Source organism: Streptomyces sp. NBC_01750 (assembly GCF_035918095.1).
In the GTDB taxonomy this organism is placed as follows: domain Bacteria; phylum Actinomycetota; class Actinomycetes; order Streptomycetales; family Streptomycetaceae; genus Streptomyces.
Map to the genome: position 1 here is coordinate 6,158,210 of NZ_CP109137.1, position 18,347 is coordinate 6,176,556.

General features: G+C 69.8%; 14 protein-coding genes and 2 pseudogenes. 6 read left to right on the top strand and 10 right to left on the bottom strand.

Translation table 11 applies throughout. The annotated features are described in order from the left end of the window. The first annotated feature begins 8 nt into the window (after positions 1-8). A complete protein-coding gene (locus OG966_RS28165; RefSeq protein WP_326652701.1) occupies positions 9-1,382 on the top strand; it encodes a cation:dicarboxylate symporter family transporter in 1,374 nt (457 codons plus the stop codon). A 132-nt stretch (positions 1,383-1,514) separates the two neighbouring features. Here OG966_RS28165 and OG966_RS28170 read toward each other — a convergent pair whose 3' ends face one another. Then, the gene (locus OG966_RS28170) at positions 1,515-1,820 is read right to left on the bottom strand and encodes an ArsR/SmtB family transcription factor (RefSeq protein ID WP_326652702.1); all 306 of its coding nucleotides are present in this window, start codon (positions 1,818-1,820) and stop codon (positions 1,515-1,517) included. A 31-nt stretch (positions 1,821-1,851) separates the two neighbouring features. Further along, positions 1,852-2,414 (bottom strand): annotated as a pseudogene (locus OG966_RS28175) (TetR/AcrR family transcriptional regulator). On the opposite strand from OG966_RS28175, the pseudogene OG966_RS28180 reads away from it, so the two are divergent. Beyond that, positions 2,380-3,066, top strand: a pseudogene (locus tag OG966_RS28180) (MFS transporter); the annotation flags it as partial. The pseudogenes OG966_RS28175 and OG966_RS28180 sit on opposite strands and share 35 nt — an antisense overlap. Positions 3,067-3,069: 3 nt before the next feature. On the opposite strand, the gene OG966_RS28185 reads toward OG966_RS28180, so the two are convergent. From OG966_RS28185 to OG966_RS28200, 4 genes are all read right to left on the bottom strand, one after another. Further along, a complete protein-coding gene (locus OG966_RS28185) occupies positions 3,070-4,041 on the bottom strand; it encodes a DUF1996 domain-containing protein (protein WP_326652703.1) in 972 nt (323 codons plus the stop codon). 16 nt (positions 4,042-4,057) lie between these two features. After that, positions 4,058-5,497 (bottom strand): glycoside hydrolase family 16 protein, encoded by a 1,440-nt coding sequence (locus OG966_RS28190; RefSeq protein ID WP_326655406.1) that lies wholly within the window; start codon positions 5,495-5,497, stop codon positions 4,058-4,060. A 176-nt stretch (positions 5,498-5,673) separates the two neighbouring features. Continuing rightward, complete coding sequence (locus OG966_RS28195) at positions 5,674-6,627, bottom strand: aldo/keto reductase (protein WP_326652704.1); 954 nt, start codon at positions 6,625-6,627, stop codon at positions 5,674-5,676. Then, a complete protein-coding gene (locus OG966_RS28200) occupies positions 6,627-7,535 on the bottom strand; it encodes an NAD-dependent epimerase/dehydratase family protein (protein WP_326652705.1) in 909 nt (302 codons plus the stop codon). Before OG966_RS28200 ends, OG966_RS28195 begins: the two co-directional genes overlap by 1 nt. 65 nt (positions 7,536-7,600) lie before the next feature. Here OG966_RS28200 and OG966_RS28205 point away from each other — a divergent pair, with 65 nt between their 5' ends. The 3 genes from OG966_RS28205 to trxA all read left to right on the top strand — a co-directional run bounded on the left by OG966_RS28205 (position 7,601) and on the right by trxA (position 9,198). Further along, positions 7,601-8,119, top strand: coding sequence for an Lrp/AsnC family transcriptional regulator (locus tag OG966_RS28205; RefSeq protein ID WP_326652706.1), 519 nt, complete (start codon positions 7,601-7,603; stop codon positions 8,117-8,119). A 270-nt stretch (positions 8,120-8,389) separates the two neighbouring features. Continuing rightward, positions 8,390-8,809 (top strand): MerR family transcriptional regulator, encoded by a 420-nt coding sequence (locus OG966_RS28210; protein WP_326652707.1) that lies wholly within the window; start codon positions 8,390-8,392, stop codon positions 8,807-8,809. Beyond that, complete coding sequence (trxA, locus tag OG966_RS28215; RefSeq protein ID WP_326652708.1) at positions 8,806-9,198, top strand: thioredoxin; 393 nt, start codon at positions 8,806-8,808, stop codon at positions 9,196-9,198. Before OG966_RS28210 ends, trxA begins: the two co-directional genes overlap by 4 nt. 51 nt (positions 9,199-9,249) lie before the next feature. Here the strand turns inward: trxA and OG966_RS28220 are convergent, their stop codons facing one another. After that, positions 9,250-10,746 (bottom strand): D-glucuronyl C5-epimerase family protein, encoded by a 1,497-nt coding sequence (locus OG966_RS28220; protein ID WP_326652709.1) that lies wholly within the window; start codon positions 10,744-10,746, stop codon positions 9,250-9,252. Positions 10,747-11,312: 566 nt separating this feature from the next. Continuing rightward, positions 11,313-11,861 (bottom strand): DUF6817 domain-containing protein, encoded by a 549-nt coding sequence (locus OG966_RS28225; protein WP_326652710.1) that lies wholly within the window; start codon positions 11,859-11,861, stop codon positions 11,313-11,315. 165 nt (positions 11,862-12,026) lie between these two features. On the opposite strand from OG966_RS28225, the gene OG966_RS28230 reads away from it, so the two are divergent. Then, positions 12,027-14,309: a HelD family protein gene (locus tag OG966_RS28230; protein WP_326652711.1), complete on the top strand. Its 2,283-nt coding sequence runs from the start codon at positions 12,027-12,029 to the stop codon at positions 14,307-14,309. Positions 14,310-14,434: 125 nt separating this feature from the next. On the opposite strand, the gene glgB is transcribed toward OG966_RS28230, so the two are convergent. Both glgB and OG966_RS28240 read right to left on the bottom strand, forming a co-directional pair. Continuing rightward, positions 14,435-16,786 (bottom strand): 1,4-alpha-glucan branching enzyme, encoded by a 2,352-nt coding sequence (gene glgB, locus OG966_RS28235; RefSeq protein ID WP_406731011.1) that lies wholly within the window; start codon positions 16,784-16,786, stop codon positions 14,435-14,437. A 29-nt stretch (positions 16,787-16,815) separates the two neighbouring features. Then, positions 16,816-18,228: a maltokinase N-terminal cap-like domain-containing protein gene (locus OG966_RS28240; RefSeq protein WP_326652713.1), complete on the bottom strand. Its 1,413-nt coding sequence runs from the start codon at positions 18,226-18,228 to the stop codon at positions 16,816-16,818. Positions 18,229-18,347: the final 119 nt, after the last annotated feature.

An 18,347-nucleotide genomic window follows, 5' to 3' on the forward strand; every position in this document is an offset into this window, starting at 1 on the left:
AGGACCCCGTGGCTGGTGGAGCCGTCAGGCGGGACCGTACCCACTATCTCTATATCGCCGTGATCATCGCGGTCGCGTTGGGCATCACGGTGGGCCTGGTCGCCCCCGAGTTCGCCGTTGAACTCAAGCCGCTGGGTACCGGCTTTGTGAATCTGATCAAGATGATGATCTCGCCGATCATCTTCTGCACGATCGTGCTGGGCATCGGATCAGTACGAAAGGCCGCCAAGGTCGGCGCGGTCGGCGGCATAGCGCTCGGCTACTTCATGGTGATGTCGATGGTGGCCCTCGCCATCGGCCTGGTCGTCGGCAACATCCTGCACCCCGGTGACGGCCTGGCGCTGACCGACGCGGTCAAGGAGGCGGGCCAGGGCCAGGTGTCGGCCGAGGCCAAGCCGCCGGTCGAGTTCGTGCTCGGGATCATCCCGACCACGATGGTCTCCGCCTTCACGTCGGGCGAGGTCCTGCAGACCCTGCTCGTCGCGCTGCTCACCGGCTTCGCGCTGCAGGCGATGGGACCTGTCGGCGAGCCGGTGCTGCGCGGTGTCGAGCACATCCAGCGGCTCGTCTTCCGCATTCTCGCCATGGTGATGTGGGCCGCGCCGATCGGCGCCTTCGGCGCGATCGCCGCCGTTACCGGGTCGGCCGGTCTGGACGCGCTCAAGAGCCTCGCCGTGCTGATGCTCGGCTTCTACGTGACCTGCTTCCTTTTCGTCGTCATCGTGCTCGGCACGCTGCTGCGCCTCGTCGCGGGCCTCAACATCCTCACGCTCTTCAAGTACCTGGGCCGTGAGTTCCTGCTGATCCTGTCCACCTCCTCCTCCGAGTCCGCGCTCCCGCGGCTCATCGCGAAGATGGAGCACCTGGGCGTGAGCAAGCCGGTGGTCGGCATCACCGTTCCGACCGGCTACTCCTTCAACCTCGACGGCACCATGATCTACATGACGATGGCCTCGCTCTTCATCGCCGACGCCATGGGCAACCCGATGTCGGTCGGGGAGCAGATCCCGCTCCTCCTCTTCCTCTTCGTCGCGTCGAAGGGCGCGGCGGGCGTCTCCGGTGCCGGGCTGGCCACGCTGGCGGGTGGTCTGCAGTCGCACCGGCCGGAGCTGGTCGACGGCGTCGGCCTGATCGTCGGTATCGACCGCTTCATGAGCGAGGCGCGCGCCCTGACCAACTTCGCGGGCAACGCGGTCGCGACGGTGCTGATCGGGACGTGGACGAAGGAGATCGACAGGACGCGGGTCGACGAGGTCCTGGCCGGGAGGCTCCCGTTCGACGAGAAGACGCTGCTCGACGACGGCCGGGGTGACGCGGCACCGGAGGCGGACGTGGATCTTCCTGAGCCGCGGGAGGAGAACGAGGCGGGCGTGAAGGTCTGACCGCCGGCCGGTAGCGAACTGCCGCTGCTTGTCCGGCGGTTGAGGACCGCCTCTTCCGCTCCGCCCTCCGCCTGCCCCCGTGGCGGAGGGCGGAGCGGTGCGCCACGGTCACGGTGTCCGTGCCCGTGCCCGTCAGGCTTCGTTCGGTTCGGCCTCTTCCGCGATGCGGCCCAGGGTGTCGAGCTTGCTGCTCCACATGGACCGGAGGAATTCGCAGAGCGGTCCGAGGGCTTGCCGGTCGGCCCGGTAGAACCGCTTGGTCCCGTCCCTGCGCAGTGTCACCAGGCCCGCGTCCCGCAGCACCTTCAGATGCTGGGACACCGCGCCGAAGGTGACCTCGAAGCGGGCCGCGATCTCGCCTGCGGGCAGTTCGTCGTTCCAGATCAGCCGGAGAATCTCGCGCCGTCTGGGCTCGGCGACCGCCTGGACCACGTCCATGCCCCAGATTTTAGCCGATGCGGCAATCCGCTCACCCGCCCTGCAGCCCCGCCACGATCTCCCGTGCCCGCTCGGCCCCGACTCCGGCCGAGATCAGCGCCGTCGCCGCCGCCGCACGCCCCGCATCGGCCGGATCCAGCGCGCCGTCGTTCACCGCCTCCATCAGGCCGAAGAGCTGTTGCTCGTGGACGTACGCGCCGCCGGCAGCGGAGCGGTGAACGCGCCCTCGTCCATGCCCTGCTGGAGCAGCTCCAGGCAGGACTTGCGGACCGGGGCCAGACGCTGCTTGATGCCTTCCATTGTCACGCTGCGCTGGGCCAGGGCCACCAGCAGGCGGTAGCGGTCGGCGATCTCCCAGACCGCGAGTGTCGCGCGGGCCAGTGCCTCGGAGGGGTCGCCCACACCTTCGCGGCCGCGGGCGTGCGCCTCGGCGACCGTGGCGACCGCGTCGTCCACCAGGGCCGTGATCAGCGCGTCGCGGCTGGGGAAGTGGCCGTACACCGTCCGGCGCACCACGCCCGCCGCGCGGGCCAGCTGGTCCATGGACGCGTCCGGGTCGCGCAGCAGTATGAAGGTCACCGTCACCGCGGGCATGGTCGGCGGTACGTCCGCGCTCGCCCTGCTCACCCGTATCGACGCCGGATCGGCGTACGGCGACTTCGTGCTGCCGCTCGTCATCCTCGGGCTCGCGATCGGCCTCGCGCTCTCGCCCTGCACGGACGCCATCATGGGTGTCTTCCCCGAGTCCGAACTCGGCGTCGGCGGCGCCGTCAACGACACCTCCCTCGAGCTCGGCGGGTCGCTCGGGATCGCCATCCTCGGCTCGGTGCTGGCCGGTTCGTACTCCTCCCGTCTCGACGATGCCGTGGGAACCAAGCTCCCGGCCGAGGCGCTCGACGCCGCCCAGGACTCGGTCGGCGCGGGCCTCGCCGTCGCACAGCAGGTCGGCGTCCAGGCAGGTCCCCAGCAGGCGAAGGCTCTGGTGGACGCGGTGAACGGTGCATTCTCGGACGCCGTTGCGCACACCAGCCTGGTCGGTGCCGTGATCCTCGGCGTCGGCACGGTGCTCGTCGCCGTACTGCTGCCGCGCCGCGGCACGGCCCGCGAGACCGAGCCGCAGGTCGCGGCCGACGAGGACACCGGGCTCACACGTTCCAAAGATGTACGGACCGCGCCGGACGAAACGGACCGGGACGCCCTGACCCGCAGGCTGCTGGGCGTCCCGGCCCCGGAATCGGACGGATGAGGGTCACTGCTGGACCGGGTTGCCGTCCGTCCCGCAGATGTACCCCGCGACAATGCAGTTGGCCACCCGGCGCTTCAGCTCACCGTCGTCCCAGGCGTTGAAGAAGTCGCCGTGGAAGGTGTAGCCGGGCTGGTCGGTCACATTGACGCCGTTCCTGGTGCCGGCGAGTGTCAGCCCGCCGCCGTTGACCGGCCAGGTGATCAGCAGCTCCAGCCGCGGCACGACCACGGGGTGCGAGGCGGGGCAGGTCTGTCCGGCCGCGTACGCCATGTGGTCCCGGTGGTCGGCACTGTCCAGGTTCTTCCCGTCCCAGCAGGTCGGGAAGTCCAGATAGTTCTCCAGCCTGGTGCCGGGAGGGCAGGTGATGAACTCCCGGCTGGACTCGGGCCGGCCCACGCACGACCAGCGCGCCGCCGGGTTCTGGTCGGGAGAGGTGGCCAGGGCATTGCCGACGACGTAGCGCAGACCGCGCGGATGGGCCACGGCCCGGGCGTGGTCGGTGATGCCCTGGTAGTAGACGGTGACCCGCTCGGGGGCCACTGGAACTCCGTTCTTGTAGAGGGTGGGCGTCCAGTACGAGGAGAGGTCCACCGCGGGCGTGCAGTTGGTGGTGCCGGCGGCCAGCGACTGGAGCGTCGAGGCCGCGTTCGCGGTCCGGTTCCCGTAGAACTCATGGATGTGCGAACGGCCCGCCTGTCCCGGGAAGACGATCGGGTCGTCGCCCCTGCGGTGGCTGGAGAAGCACTCCGCGCGGAATTCGCTGCCGCGCACCGGGGCCGCGGCCTGTGCGACGATCGCGGCCGTCTGGGCGCTGGTGAAGGTGTAGGCGTGGCCGTTGTGGCCTGACATGGCGGGACGGGACGCGGTGCGGCCCGAATCGGTGTCGGGAGCCGCCCGTTCAGTCCTCGCGGTGACCCATCCCGCCGTGATCAGGAAGATCACGGCGGCAAGGCCCGTGAGCAGTCGGCGGAACATTGCGGTCCTCCTTGATTCAGTCGAAGGGGATGCGTACGACGGACTGGTTGCCGACGCCGACCGTGCTGGCACCGCCGCCGATGGCGTTCCACACCTCGATCCGCACCTTGCCGTTCGCCAGATCGCCGAACGCCCCGGTGGCCGACTTGAGGCCCTTCGCCTGGGTGTAGTGCTCCCAGCCGGCGACGGGGTCGGTGGCGAAGTAGCTGTACGTCTCCGTCCGGTCCCAGCTCCCGTCGCCCGTACGGTCGTAACTCACCCTGACCTGCTGGCCGTTGGCGACCGTGGAGCCTGCGTCGACGAACAGGTCGAACTGCGTCGGGCCGCCGTTGTACTTCCTGGTGATCCCGGACGAGGTGAAGACCTGCGGATTGTGCGGGGTGCCGTCGTAGTTGGCGCCGCCCGCCGAGGCGAGGCTCACCGTGGAGGCCGATGCCGCCGCGTCGCCCGCGCCGCCTCCCGTACGCAGATACAGCTGGGAGGAGCCGGAGGGCGGGGGAGTCGTGGGCGGGTCGGTCGTGGGAGGTGTGGTGGGCGGGGTGGTCGAGCCGCCGCCCTTGGTCCAGACGGCGATGTAGTCGACGAGCATGGGGCGGCCGGGGACGGTCGCGGCCGTCGGGGTCTTGCCGGCCAGCGCGTCGGGGAAAGCGCCGCCGATCGCGACATTGAGCAGGATGAAGTAGCCCGCGTGGCTGGTCATGTTCGCCCAGGTCCCGGCGTCCACGCGATTCTCGGCGACGCTGTGGAACAGCTGGCCGTCGACATACCAGCGCAGTTCATTGGGGGAGGAGGAACGGTCCCACTCGAAGCGGTACGTGTGGAATGCGGACTGGCAACTCGCCCCGGGGCAGGCGCGGTTGTTGGCGATGCCGCTGGTCTCGTTGCAGGGGCCGCCGGGGTTGACCCCGCAGTGCAGCACCCCCCAGACGGAGTTGATGCCGTTGACGTTCTCCATGATGTCGAACTCGCCGATGGACGGCCAGTTCCAGTAGTTGCCACGGTAGGGCGCGCCGAGGGCCCAGAAGGCGGGCCAGTAGCCGAGGGCGGACTGGCCGGTCACATTCGGCATCTGGATCCGGCCCTCGATGCGCAGCGTGCCGCCGGCCGGGGCCTTGAAGTCGGTGCGCCGGGTCTCGATTCGGCCGGAGGTCCAGTTGCCCCCGCCGTCCCGGAGCGGAGTGATGCGGAGGTTGCCGGTGCCGTCGAGACTCAGGTTGTCGGGGTTGCCGGTGTAGTTCTGGATTTCGCCGGTGCCCCAGTTTCCCGGCCCGTTCGGGTAGGCATGGCCGAGGTCGATCTGCCAGTTGGCCGACGAGGGCAGGGTGCGGTTGGCGCCGTTGAAATCGTCGCTCCACTGGAGATTCCAGCCGGGCGTGGGCGGTACGTCACCGCGGGCGGAGCCCGCGCCGGTCACAGCGATGAAACCGGCGAGGGCCACGGACATGGCGACGATCATGGTGAGCAGGGGGGTGCGTTTGATGCGGCTCGTGCTCAAGGAACACCTCCGGGAGGGTGGTGCCGAGGGAGTTGAGAGCGCTCTCAAACAGTTTTGTAGATGTAGACAGTCCAGCCGTCAATGGCTGCACATCGTTGACTTCTTGAACGCGTTGCCGGTTTGGGCTGAACCGCTGGTCAGGAGCGGACGGCCGGTTCTGTCCCGTCGATCCCGTCGGCCGACGAGGCGTCAAGCGCCGCCAGTTCCGCGGCACTCAGAGTGAGTCCGGCGGCCGCCGCCGAATTCCGGATGGTCGAAGGCCTGCTCGCCCCCGGGATCGGGATCACGGTCGGCGACTTCGCCAAAAGCCAGGCCAGGGCGGTCTGTTGGGGACTCACGCCGTGCTCCCGAGCCACCTGGTGGAAGGCGGCGTACGGACCTGTCACTTCCCTGCTTTCTCGGTCCGCTCCTGCGCCGTACGGATCCGACGGCCCGTCCAGTGAACTCCGTGAGATCCCGCCGAGTGGACTCCACGGAAGAAAGGCGAGGCCCAGCTCCGCGCAGAGCCGCAGCTCCGCCTCGCTGTCGCGTACCGCGGGCGAGTACCGGTTCTGTACGGAGACCAGCCGCTCTCCCAGCATCTGCCTGGCCAGCCGGATCTGAGCCGCGTTCGTGTTGGAGATCCCGGCGAACCGGATCGTGCCCTCCGCCAGCAGCTCCTGGAGCGCGCCGAGCGAATCGGCGAAGGGGACGGACGGGTCCGGCTTGTGCAGCTGATAGAGCCCGATCGCCGCGACGCCGAGCCGGTCGAGCGAACTCCTGGCGGCCTGCTTGAGATGGCGCGGATCGCCGTTGACCGTCCAGCCGCCCTCGGCGGTCCTGCCCCGGCCGCCTTTGGTGGCAATCAGGACGGAGTCCGTATCGCCGCCGTACGCGGCGAGCGCGCGTCGCACGAGCAACTCGCCGGCACCCGGCTCGCCGCCGGGCGGACAGTAGGAGTCGGCCGTGTCCACCAGCGTCACGCCGGCGTCGAGAGCGGCATGGACGGTGGCGAGGGCCTGCCGCTCGTCGGGGTGGCCCTCGATGGACAGTGGCATGGCGCCGAACCCGATCGCGCTCACCTGGAGGCTGCCCAGCGTGCGGTACCGCATTACCGGACCTCCTTGCCGGAACCGAGAGTCTCGGCCATGGCACGGGGCAGCCATTCCTCGGTACGGCTGAAGGTGTAACCCAGCTCCGCCGCACGCGAGTTGTCCATGCCGTAGGAGCGGGCGAAGGAGAACGGCGAGGTCATGCCGACCTCCACGGGAAGAAATTCCGTCTTTCCGCCGATCACGCGCTCGATCGCCGCACAGATATCTGCTGTGGAGAGCGGACCGTACGCATTCGCATTCACCGGGCCGGTGAATTCCTGACCCGCTGTCCACGCCAGGAATTCGGCGATCTCCGCCACATGCACATAGGTGGCGGGGTGGTTCTCCGCGGGTACGGCGATGGGCTCGCCCGCCCTGATCCGGGTCGCGTAGTGGTCCACGCGGCCGGTGAAGTCGTCGTCCCCGCCGAGCACATGGGCGACGCGTACCGACACGTACGGGAAGGCCGGGTTCTGCGCCAGGACCGCCTCGGCCTGCCGTTTTCCCTCGCCGTAGTGCTCTTCGCGGAAGTCCGGGTCCTCCCATGGAGCGGTCAGGTCCACGTTCACCGTCAGCGGGTCGACGGCCTCCTCGCGGACGAGGGTTGTGGAGTGTTCGTACTCGTACACCTCGACGGTGGACGTCATCACATAGCGCCCGGTGCGGCCCGCGAACACCCGACGGGCGATTTCCGCCTGGCGTGGCGTATAGCAGACCTGATCGAAGACGACATCGAATGTACGAGAGCCGATCGCGGCCCGCAGGGAATCCTCGTCGTCGCGGTCCGCGACGAGATGGGTGACTCCGGCGGGCGGGGCGGACGACCCGCGATTGATGACGGTGACCCGGTCGCCCGAATCCAGCAGTCGAGCTGTCAACCGCTTGCCGAAATACCGGTTGCCGCCGATGACGCATATCTCGCCCATTTCCCAACTCCCTCTCGTCGTACGTCAAGTGTTACGTTTACGGATCGCATTCTGAAGGGGGAGACATGGGAGATCCGGCCGGCCTGCCGAAAGAACCACGGCCTCTGCGAGCTGCCGCCAACGAAACGTCGGCGACCGCCTTCGACGCCGTCGACCGCCAGATCCTGGAGCTCGTCCAGACCGACGGCCGCATCAAACTCAGCGAACTGGGCCGCCGGGTGCGGCTGAGCCCGGCGGCGGTCACCGAACGGCTGCGCCGGCTGGAGGCCTGCGGCGCGATCACCGGTTACGGGGCTCATGTCTCACCGGCCCGCCTCGGCCACGGCATTCAGGCCTTCATCCGCGTCAGTCCGCACGGCGGCTACAACCTGAGGCACCCCAGGACTCTGGAACTGCTGGCGCGCCCCGAGGTGATCGAGGTTCACCATGTCGTCGGCGAGGACTGCTGGATCATCAAGGTCGCGGTGACCGACACGGTCCATCTCGAGGACGTACTGGAGCAGACGTCGGCGCTCGGCCGTACGACGACATCGGTGGTGCTGACCTCGCCGGTGGCCCGGAAACCGCTGCTGCCACCGCGCTGACCTCGATGTTTTCGCCGACAGGGCGATCGCGAAGGGCCACAGGGCCGACGACTGGGCGAGCACGGTCGAGGCCGTCACCTGGAGGGCCTGAGCCCCGGGAGGGCTTGAGCCCCGGGAAGGTCTGAGCCCCGGGAAGGTCTGAGCCCCGGGAAGGTCTGAGCCCCGGGAAGGTCTGAGCCCCGGGACGGTCTGAGCCCCGGGAAGGTCTGAGCCCCGGGAAGGGGTCGGCCTGTTGCCTTGACGCCGACGTCAAGGATTACCGTCGAAGGCATGCGAATCGGCGAGCTGGCGGAGCGGGCCGGGACGACCACCCGCGCTCTGCGCTACTACGAGTCCCGCGGGCTCCTGCCCGCCCGGCGCGCGGTGAACGGCTACCGCACGTACGACGAGGACGATCTGCGGCTGCTCCAGCAGATCCGGACCCTGCAGGACTTCGGGTTCGACCTGGAGGAGACCAGGCCCTTCGTCGACTGCCTGCGCGCCGGGCACCCGGCGGGCGACTCCTGCCCCGCCTCGCTCGCCGTCTACCGCGCCAAGCTCGGTGAGCTGGACACGCTCATCGACCAGCTCCAGTCGGTGCGCGCCCAGGTCGGGGCGCAGCTCGCACGGGCGGAGCTGGAGGCGCGGGCCGCTATTCCGGGCGGTCCGGAGCCACGCTGTGAACTGACGTACGGAAGGGAAGACGAATGATCCACGCACAGGGCGTCGCCGCGGTGACGGACGACGACTTCGACGACGAGGTACTGAAGGCGGGACTGCCGGTCCTGGTGGAGTTCACCGCCGACTGGTGCGGCCCGTGCCGCCAGCTCGCGCCCGTGCTGAGCGCACTCGCCGCCGAGGAGGCCGGCCGGCTCAAGGTCGTACAGCTCGACGTGGACACCAATCCGGAGATCATGGCGCGGTACGGCGTGCTGTCGATGCCGACGCTGATGGTGTTCCGCGGGGGCGAGCCGGTGAAGTCGATGATCGGAGCCCGGCCCAAGCGACGGCTGCTCCAGGAACTGGAGGACGTGATCCGCCCGCTGTCGCGTCGGCCGGAGAACGGCGACGTGAAGAACGGCGCACCCGCATCGATGTGAAAGCGCGGGTGGCGCGGCTTCTGTCCGGACACCCCCTCCCCGGCTGAGGATTCATGAGGCTCCCGGCATGAGGAGCTGTGCGGTCGGGGCCCACCAGCCGGCCGACGGGCCGTCCGTGAGGCGGACCATCGAACGGCCCTCGACCAGAGCCCGGCGGTTGTAGTACACGGGCGTGTCCTTCGGGTAAGTGACCGTCCGGGGTGCCGCGTTCACCGTCGGGCTCGCGTGGCAGATCACACTGACGCCCGCCTGGAACACCGCGCGGCGCGCCGGGCGGTAGTCGGTGCCGCACCACTCCCCGTGCAGGCGGGCCGCTGGAAAGCGTTCGGCCACGTACCACTCCGCCTCCGGCCCGTCCGTCAGCAGATAGTGAATGCCGCGGCCCATGACGCGGGTCCGGCGGGAGGCCGTGAACTGCCGGGGGCGGCGCAGATGGAGCCTGCGTGTCGCGGTGACGGCACCCTCCTCGGTGAAGCGGAACAGGGTGTGCGTGCCGTCCTGGAGGGTGACCCGTCCACCGGAGGCGCCCAGAGAAGGCGGCGGGTAGTCCTCCATCAGCAGGTCCGCATGAGCGGCGAAGCGCTCGCTGCCGGAAAGCCACGACAACTGGAGCAGAAGGTCGATGTGCACCGGATGGTAGTGGACTGTCGGGATCTCGTGGGTTCGGCAATAGTGCGAAAGCCGGCCGGGATTGCGCAGATCCGGGAAGTAGGCGTGAAGCGTCGTCAGGGAACCGTCGAAGAGTTGCTCCGCCAGCGGATTTCTGCTCATCGCGTAGTAGTCCCACAGCCCGAGCGCCGCGAACATGAAGCCGTTGTACGTGTAGTCCGAGGTGCCTGGCGCTTCGATGGGATACTCGTGGATCCACAGGTGGTCCCTTTCGTCCCGAGCGACCACCCACGGCCCCTTGTCGTTCCCGACAAGCAGGGAAGCGAACGCTTTGTCGGCCGCGGTCCGGTACTGCGCCCGGTCCGCCGACGGGACTCCCGTGTTCCGGGCCAACTGGGAGAAGAGACTGAGCGCCTCGCCCTGAGCCATGCCCGAGTACCAGGGGGCCCGGTACGCCACGCCCTTGTGCACGGCGTGGCTGAAGTCGAAGGGATACGGGAAGAACCAGGCGCCGCGCGCCTGATGCCGTCTCCGTATCACCCGGTCCGCCTGCGCCCGCGCCCGTCGGAGGAAGAACGCGTCCCCGGTTCGCCGGTGGCTTGCCAGGTTTTCCAGACCGTACTGAATCTGTCCGACAGGGTGGTCGTGCAACCGGCCGTGTGCACGGAACATCCGGACGCCCGCAGCGTCGTGCTGCCCGGAGTCGGTCCGCTCCGCCGTACGTGTGCGCCACGGCTGCATGCCTTCGGGTACATCGAGCGCGGCGCAATAGCCGCCGGTGCGGAAGGCGAACGGCAGCCCTGTCGGTGCCGGTGTCGCGGCAGCCTCGGTCGTCGACATCCGGCCCACGGCAAAACCGCCGCCGGACAGCCCGGCGGCCGCTGCGGCGGCTCCTGCGGTGCGCAGGAAGCGCCTGCGGCCGGTATCAATGGCTGACATGAAGGGGACCCCCGGTCGGACGCGAACGCACGACAGTCGAATGGAACGCATATGGCGGTTACCTGAGCCCGTGCCACTTCTTGCCGGTGGCGGGCGGCATGACGGATCACCATCTCCGGTCGATGCCGGCGGAGTGAGAAAAGAGGTCTCGGCGGACCTGAACAAGCCCGGCTCGGCTGCCGCCGGGTTCTCCGTGCGGGCGTGCCGGTGCGCGCGACGAGCGCGTCCGAATGGAGAGGGAGCCGGCGTTCAGCGCGCCGGCGGTCTTCTCGACGGCAGGACGCGTGTCGCCCCTGATGAAGAGGCTGGCGGAGCGAAAGAGACGACCCTCAGCAATTGGAGGAACTCGTCCTCGCGGGACTCGGTCATGCTGTCCCCTCCCCGTCCGTCCCCGTTATGTGCTCGGTTTTTGCGGGGCCTCCAAGCCCCTTCACCTCTATTGATGCGATGACGATGAAGAAATGTTTCATGCCGTCGGCACCATGTGTGTGACCGGACGTTTCCCGGCTACCTCGAGGGCATGGCCGGCGGACCCTGGTCCGCTGTTCCGCTGGGTCGGAGCGCGGTCACTGTTCCTCGCCGCGAAGTACCAGCAGATCGCGCACATCCGCTCGGGCGGCTTCGCTCAGCAGTGGCCGCCATGCGGTGAACAGCCGCAGCAGCGGCCCGCCGTGCCGGGACCGGAACGCGCTGTCCGTCCGGGCGAGGTCGAGTTCATTGACGGCGGTGAGCTCGGCGAAGTCCTGCCGCTGCTGGCGGCTCGGTGTGTATGTCGCGCCCGTGAACCGGTCGCGGAACGCAGCGTCGTCCTCGGCCAGCGTGCTGTAGGAGGCCTTCCGGTCGCAGCTCGCGTAGAAGTACACGAGCTCCTCCGCCTCCGTGCCGACAGCGGCCGCCAGTTCGCCCCGCCGCTCCAGCGGCAGCAGGGCTGTCGCGAAGCCGTCCGTCCCGTAGAACGCGTGGCACAGACCGGCCAGCCGGAGCTCCGGCCGTGCGCCCCAGGTGGCCAGGCGTTCCCCCACGCGCTCCAGGTGGGCGAGCAGCGTCCCGCCGGGGTGCTCCAGCTGATCGGCGCCGTACTCTCGCAGCAGCGCCATGGCCTTCGCCCCGCCCATGTGTCTCCTCCGGACTCTTCGACAACGCCACGACGCAGAAAAATACCCCGGAACCGAATTGACGGCCGGGGTATTTTTCTGCGTATATTTAATGTTTGCGTGCCCGCGCACACTGAAGTGCGCGGATAAGTTCACTGGTGACACCGTATCGCGTCAGGAGCTGAATTGTCAACCGAGGAATTGCAGAATGAGCAGCAATTCGTCTCCCTGCTCTACAAGCGTCTCGATGCGCTTCGCGAGCAGGCCGAGGGTGCGGTCCGGACGGCGATCGGGCAGGCCGGCACCGGTCTTCAGGCCCGCGTGGAGCGCGATGTCAGCGTCGCGGAACAGTCCGGACAGCTGTCCGCGCTGAATGCCGTGGACTCCGGACTCTGTTTCGGGCGCATGGATCTCGCGGACGGTGCCAGGCACCACATCGGACGCATCGGAATGCGGCAGGACGATGCGGAGCGCACGCCGCTCCTCATCGACTGGCGCGCTCCTGTGGCCCGGCCTTTCTACCTCGCAACCGGCCATGAGCCGATGGGGCTGCGCCGGCGCCGGCACATCACCACCAAGGCGCGCACCGTCACCGCGCTGCACGACGAGATCCTCGATCTCGCCGATGCCACCCGCACCGGGTACGAGGACCACGACGCGGACGCCGTACTGCTCGCCGCGCTCGGGGCCGGGCGGACCGGGCGGATGAGCGACATCGTGCAGACCATCCAGGCCGAGCAGGACCGCATCATCCGCGCCCCGCAGCGTGGTGTGCTCGTTGTCGAGGGCGGGCCCGGCACCGGGAAGACCGCGGTCGCGCTGCACCGGGCCGCCTATCTGCTCTACGCCCACCGCGAGCAGCTCGCCCGGCGCGCCGTGCTGATCGTCGGGCCGAACCCGGCGTTCCTCGGATACATCGGTGAGGTGCTGCCCTCGCTCGGCGAGACCGGGGTGCTGCTGTCCACCATGGCGGAGCTCTACCCCGGTGTACGGGCCACCGGGACCGACGCTCAGCAGGCCGCGGCCGTCAAGGGCCGCGGGGAGATGGCCGATGTGCTGGCCCGTGTCGTACGGGACCGGCAGACGCTCCCCGAGTCCGTGCCCCGGGTCGATCACGAGGACAGCGGCACGCTGCCCGAGCCCGCGTTGGAGATCGACCATCAGGAGCACGGGACGCTGCTGCTCCACCGAGAGATGGCGTACGAGGCCCGCGACCGGGCGCGCGCCACCGGGCTCCCGCACAACCTGGCCCGGCCGCACTTCGCCTTCCGGATCATCGACGCGCTGACCGAGCAGCTCGTGGACCGGCTCGGCGCCGACCCGTACGGAGGACCGAACCTCCTCGGCCCCGACGACATCGCCCAGCTCGGCAAGGAGATCGCCACCAGCGCCGAGGTGCACTCGGCCATCGACGAGCTCTGGCCCTCGCTCACCCCGCAGCGGGTCGTCGCCGACTTTCTCGCCGAGCCCGAGGCCCAACTGCCCTGCGAGCAGGCCGAGATGATCCGGCGCACGAAGGGTGCCTGGACGCCCGCCGATGTGCCGCTTCTCGACGAGGCCGCCGAACTGCTCGGCATCGACGACAGCGCGGAACGGGCCGCCGCGGAGGCCGAACGGCAGGACCGGATCGCCTACGCGCAGGGTGTCCTGGAGCTCTCGCAGGGCTCCAAGACGTACGAGTTCGAGGACGAGGAGTCCGAGGTTCTCGCGGCACACGACATCATCGACGCCGAGCGGATGGCCGAGCGCCAGGAGGAGGCCGACCACCGCAGCGCGGCCGCGCGTGCCGCCGCCGACCGGACCTGGGCGTTCGGGCACATCATCGTCGACGAGGCCCAGGAGCTGTCCGCGATGGCGTGGCGGCTGCTGATGCGCCGCTGCCCCACCCGCTCGATGACCCTGGTCGGCGACCCGGCCCAGACGGGCGACGCGGCCGGCTGCGGGTCGTGGCAGGAGATCCTGGAGCCGTATGTCGGCGACCGCTGGCAGCACAACCGACTGGGTGTCAACTACCGCACGCCCGCCGAGATCATGGAGCTCGCGGCGGAGGTGCGGCGCAGTGAGGACCCCGCCTTCGAGCCGCCGCGCTCGGTGCGTTCCACGGGCGTACGGCCGTGGGAGGTGGCTGTCGCCCCGGACGAGCTGGCACGGACCGTCGCGGAGCGGGTGGCCGAAGTTCCGTACGAGGGACGGCTCGCGGTGATCGCCCCGGCCGGGCTCCACACCGCGCTGGCGGCCGAGCTGCCCGACGTCCCGAGCGGCGGTGAACCGGACCTCACCCGGCCCGTCGTACTGCTCGACCCCCGCCAGGCGAAGGGCCTGGAGTTCGACACGGTGATCCTCGTCGAGCCGGAGCTGATCCGCGCCGGCTCGCCCCACGGGACGAACGACCTCTATGTGGCGCTGACCCGGGCCACCCAGCGCCTGGGGGTGGTGCGTACGGACCGCGGCCGCGGCCTGTCCAGGTGACCTCACGGGAATGACCGCGTGGGAATGACCGCGCGGGAATGACCGGGTCCGACCGGCAGCCGGTCCGTCCTCAACCGCCGGCCGGGCTCGGAGAGCAGGCCCGCCCGGCGACCGAGGGCATACGTTCACGCCGGGCGCAGCCACACCGTCGCCAGCGGCGGCAACGTCAGCTGGATGCTCGACGGGCGGCCGTGCGACGGCACCGACTCCGGCTTCAGCGGATCCTCGTTGAGCACATCGCCGCCGCCGTAGCGCGCCGCGTCCGTGTTGAGGATCTCCGTCCACGCCTGGGCCGAGTCCGGCACCCCGAGGCGGTACTCATGGCGGACCACCGGCGAGAAGTGGCTGACGGCCAGCAGCGGTGCGCCCGAGGCGTCGTAGCGCAGGAAGGCGAAGACATTGTCCTCCGCCGCGTCGCCGTCCACCCAGGCGAAGCCCTCGGGCACGGTGTCGCGCTGCCAGAGCGCGGGAGTCGCTCCGTACACCGCGTTGAGATCGCTGACCAGATTCCGTACCCCGCGGTGGTCCGCCTCCGCCGCGTACGACGGGTCGAGCAGCCACCAGTCCGGGCCGTGGCCCTCCGACCACTCGGCGCCCTGCGCGAACTCCTGCCCCATGAAGAGCAGTTGCTTGCCCGGATGCGCCCACATGAAGCCCAGATAGGCGCGGTGATTGGCGCGCTGCTGCCACCAGTCGCCGGGCATCTTGCTCACCAGCGACCGTTTGCCGTGCACCACCTCGTCGTGCGAGATCGGCAGGACGTAGTTCTCGCTGTACGCGTACACCATCGAGAAGGTCATCTCGTTGTGGTGGAACTTACGGTGCACCGGTTCGTGGGTGACATAGTCCAGCGAGTCGTGCATCCAGCCCATGTTCCACTTCAGGCCGAAGCCGAGGCCGCCGAAGCCGCCGGGGCCCACATGGTGGGTGGCACGGGTGACGCCGTCCCAGGCAGTGGACTCCTCGGCGATGGTGACGACGCCGGGACAGCGCCGGTAGACCGTGGCGTTCATCTCCTGGAGGAAGGCGACCGCGTCCAGATTCTCCCGGCCGCCGTGGACGTTCGGCGACCACTCGCCCTGCTCGCGGGAGTAGTCGAGGTAGAGCATCGAGGCGACGGCATCCACCCGCAGCCCGTCGATATGGAACTCCTCGCACCAGTACGTCGCGTTGGCGACCAGGAAATTGCGCACCTCCTTGCGGCCGTAGTCGAACTCGAGGGTTCCCCAGTCCGGGTGCGCGGCACGCGCGGGATCCTCGTGCTCGTACAGGGTGCGGCCGTCGAACGCCGCGAGCGCCCAGTCGTCCTTCGGGAAGTGCGCGGGCACCCAGTCCACCAGCACCCCGATGCCGGCCCGGTGCAGGGCGTCGATCAGGAAGCGGAAATCGTCCGGGCTGCCCATCCGGGAGGTCGGTGCGTAGAACCCGGTGACCTGATAGCCCCAGGAGCCGCCGAAGGGATGTTCGGCGACCGGCATCAGCTCGACATGAGTGAAGCCCAGGTCCTTGACGTACGCGGGGAGCTGGAGGGCGAGCTGGCGGTAGGTCAGACCGGGCCGCCAGGACGCCAGATGCACCTCGTAGACGGAGAACGGCGCCTCGTGCACCGGCCGGTCACCGCGGTGCGCCATCCACTCCTCGTCCCGCCACACATGGTGGGACTCGATCACGATCGAGGCATTGGCGGGCGGCACCTCCGTGTGCCGCGCCATCGGGTCGGCGCGCATGGTGTGCGAGCCGTCCGGGCGGGTGACGTCGAACTTGTAGAGCGCGCCCTCGCCCACCCCCGGGACGAACAGCTCCCACACGCCCGTCGAGCCCAGCGACCGCATCGGATGGCCCGTGCCGTCCCAGTAGTTGAAGTCGCCGACGACGCGCACGCCGAGGGCGTTGGGTGCCCAGACGGTGAACCGGGTTCCGGTGACACCCTGGTGCGCCATCGGATGGGCGCCGAGCGCCTTCCACAGCTCCTCGTGGCGGCCCTCGCCGATCAGATGCAGATCGAGTTCGCCGAGCGAGGGCAGGAAGCGGTACGGGTCCTGCACCTCGATCTCGTGCGTGCCGGGGCTCTCGTCCCCTTCGGCGGCCCCGCCCGCGTCGTACGTGACCAGCAACTGGTACTCCGGAGCCGTACGCAGCGGCAGCACACCGGAGAAGAACCCGTCGCCGTCCTCGTGCAGCTCGGCCCGCAGCCCCTTGGCCAGTACGGTCACCGCCCGCGCGTACGGGCGCAGCGCGCGCAGTTCGACGCCGCCCCGCACCGAGTGCGCGCCGAGAAGCCCGTGCGGATCGTGGTGGGCGCCGCTCAGCAGCCGTTCCCTGTCCCCGTCCGCGAGCGGCCGCGCGGCCCGCACACCATGACTGCCGCCGGCGCGCGGCCGTGGTGCGGCGGGGTGCTTGCGGCCGGGCCTGGCCGCTGCCGCCGGATTCGGTACATCGGGGTCTGACGAGTGTCGGGACGGGGGTCGGGCGGTCACGGGGGTCGGCCTCCTTGGGCTGTGGGGGATCAGGTGAGCGCGGCCAGGCGGTCGATCGCCGCCATCGGCACCGGCAGCCAGTCGGGGCGGTGCCGGGCCTCGTACACGACCTCGTACACGGCCTTGTCCGTCTCGTACGCGCGCAGCAGTTCGGGCTCGGTGCGCGGATCGGCGCCGGAGATCTCGGCATAGCCCTCGCAGAACGCCGTACGGCAGCGCTCCGCCCAGGCGGGGTCCCACGGGCGGTGCGTACGGGCCGCGTAGTCGAACGAGCGGAGCATGCCGGCCACATCGCGTACCGGGGGTTGCGGCCTGCGCCGTTCGTTGAGCGGGCGCGCGGGCTCACCCTCGAAGTCGATGACCGACCAGTGGCCGTCGCCGGACGAACCGGCGGGACCGGAGAGACCGCCGGAACCGGCGCCGAGCAAGGTCTGTCCCAGATGGAGGTCGCCATGGACGCGCTGGGCCCGCCAGGCGCGGCCGTGCCTGGCCAGCGAGGCGATCGCGTCGAAGGCGGAGCGCAGCCGGGGCGCGTACGGCATCAGGGCGGGCACGGCTTGCGCGGCCGCGTCCAGCCGCTCCGACATCGCTGCCGCCAGGTGCTCGGCCTGCGGTCGGCGCAGCATCACGGTCGGCAGGGCATTCGCCAGCGCCGCGTGGACCTCGGCGGTGACCCGGCCCAGCGCGCAGGCCTCCGCGGTGAAGGAGCGCCCGCCCGCCAGTGAGTCCAGCGCGAGCAGCCAGCCGTCCTCGGAGCCGCGCAGGAACGGCTGCAGGACCCCGAGTGTGTACGGCTCCGGCGCGGTGGACTCGTACCAGGCGACGGGCGCGGGCACCCGGCCGCATCCGGCACGGGCGAGCGCGAGCGGCAGCTCGAGATCGGGGTTGGGGCCCGGATGGACCCGGCGGAAGAGCTTGAGGATGTACGCATCGCCGTACACGAGCGAGGAGTTGGACTGCTCGGCGTCCAGAGGCCGTGCGGCGAGCCCGCCGGGGATGGCCGGGCCGCGGTCGAACCGGTCGAAGCGGAGTGCCCCGAGCACGCCGGGCGTGCGCAGCCGCTCCAGGATCAGCTCGGCGAGGCGCGGGTCATGCAGGCCCTCGTAGACCGTCAGCCCGGCCAGCGGACCCTCCGCGGGACGGCCGATCAGCGCGGGCGCGAGATACGGCGGCAGCGTTTTGCGTACGCCGAGCAGGAGTTGGTAGCAGTCGTTCGTGGACGGAGCGGGAGGTCCCGGCTGCTGGACACGTACGAGCAGATGCAGCAGTCCGGCACCTGAACCCTCCACCGGCAGCAGTTCGGTCGCCGAGACGAGCGAGAAGCCGGTGACTGGACGGCCCTTGCCGGCGAACCAGCGCTGCCGGGGGAGCCATTCGTGCAGTAAGGGGGCGAGTGACGGGAGGAGAGCGACGGGAGTCCGGGTGGATGCAGCCTCCGACATGGCATCGCGTCCTTTCCCCGGGTACACCACGAATGCGCAGAGTGTCCCGGATTACAGCAGTGGCTGTCCGGCGGCGCGCGGGGATAAGGGGGAGAGTGCCCGGTGCGGGGCGGGGGAAA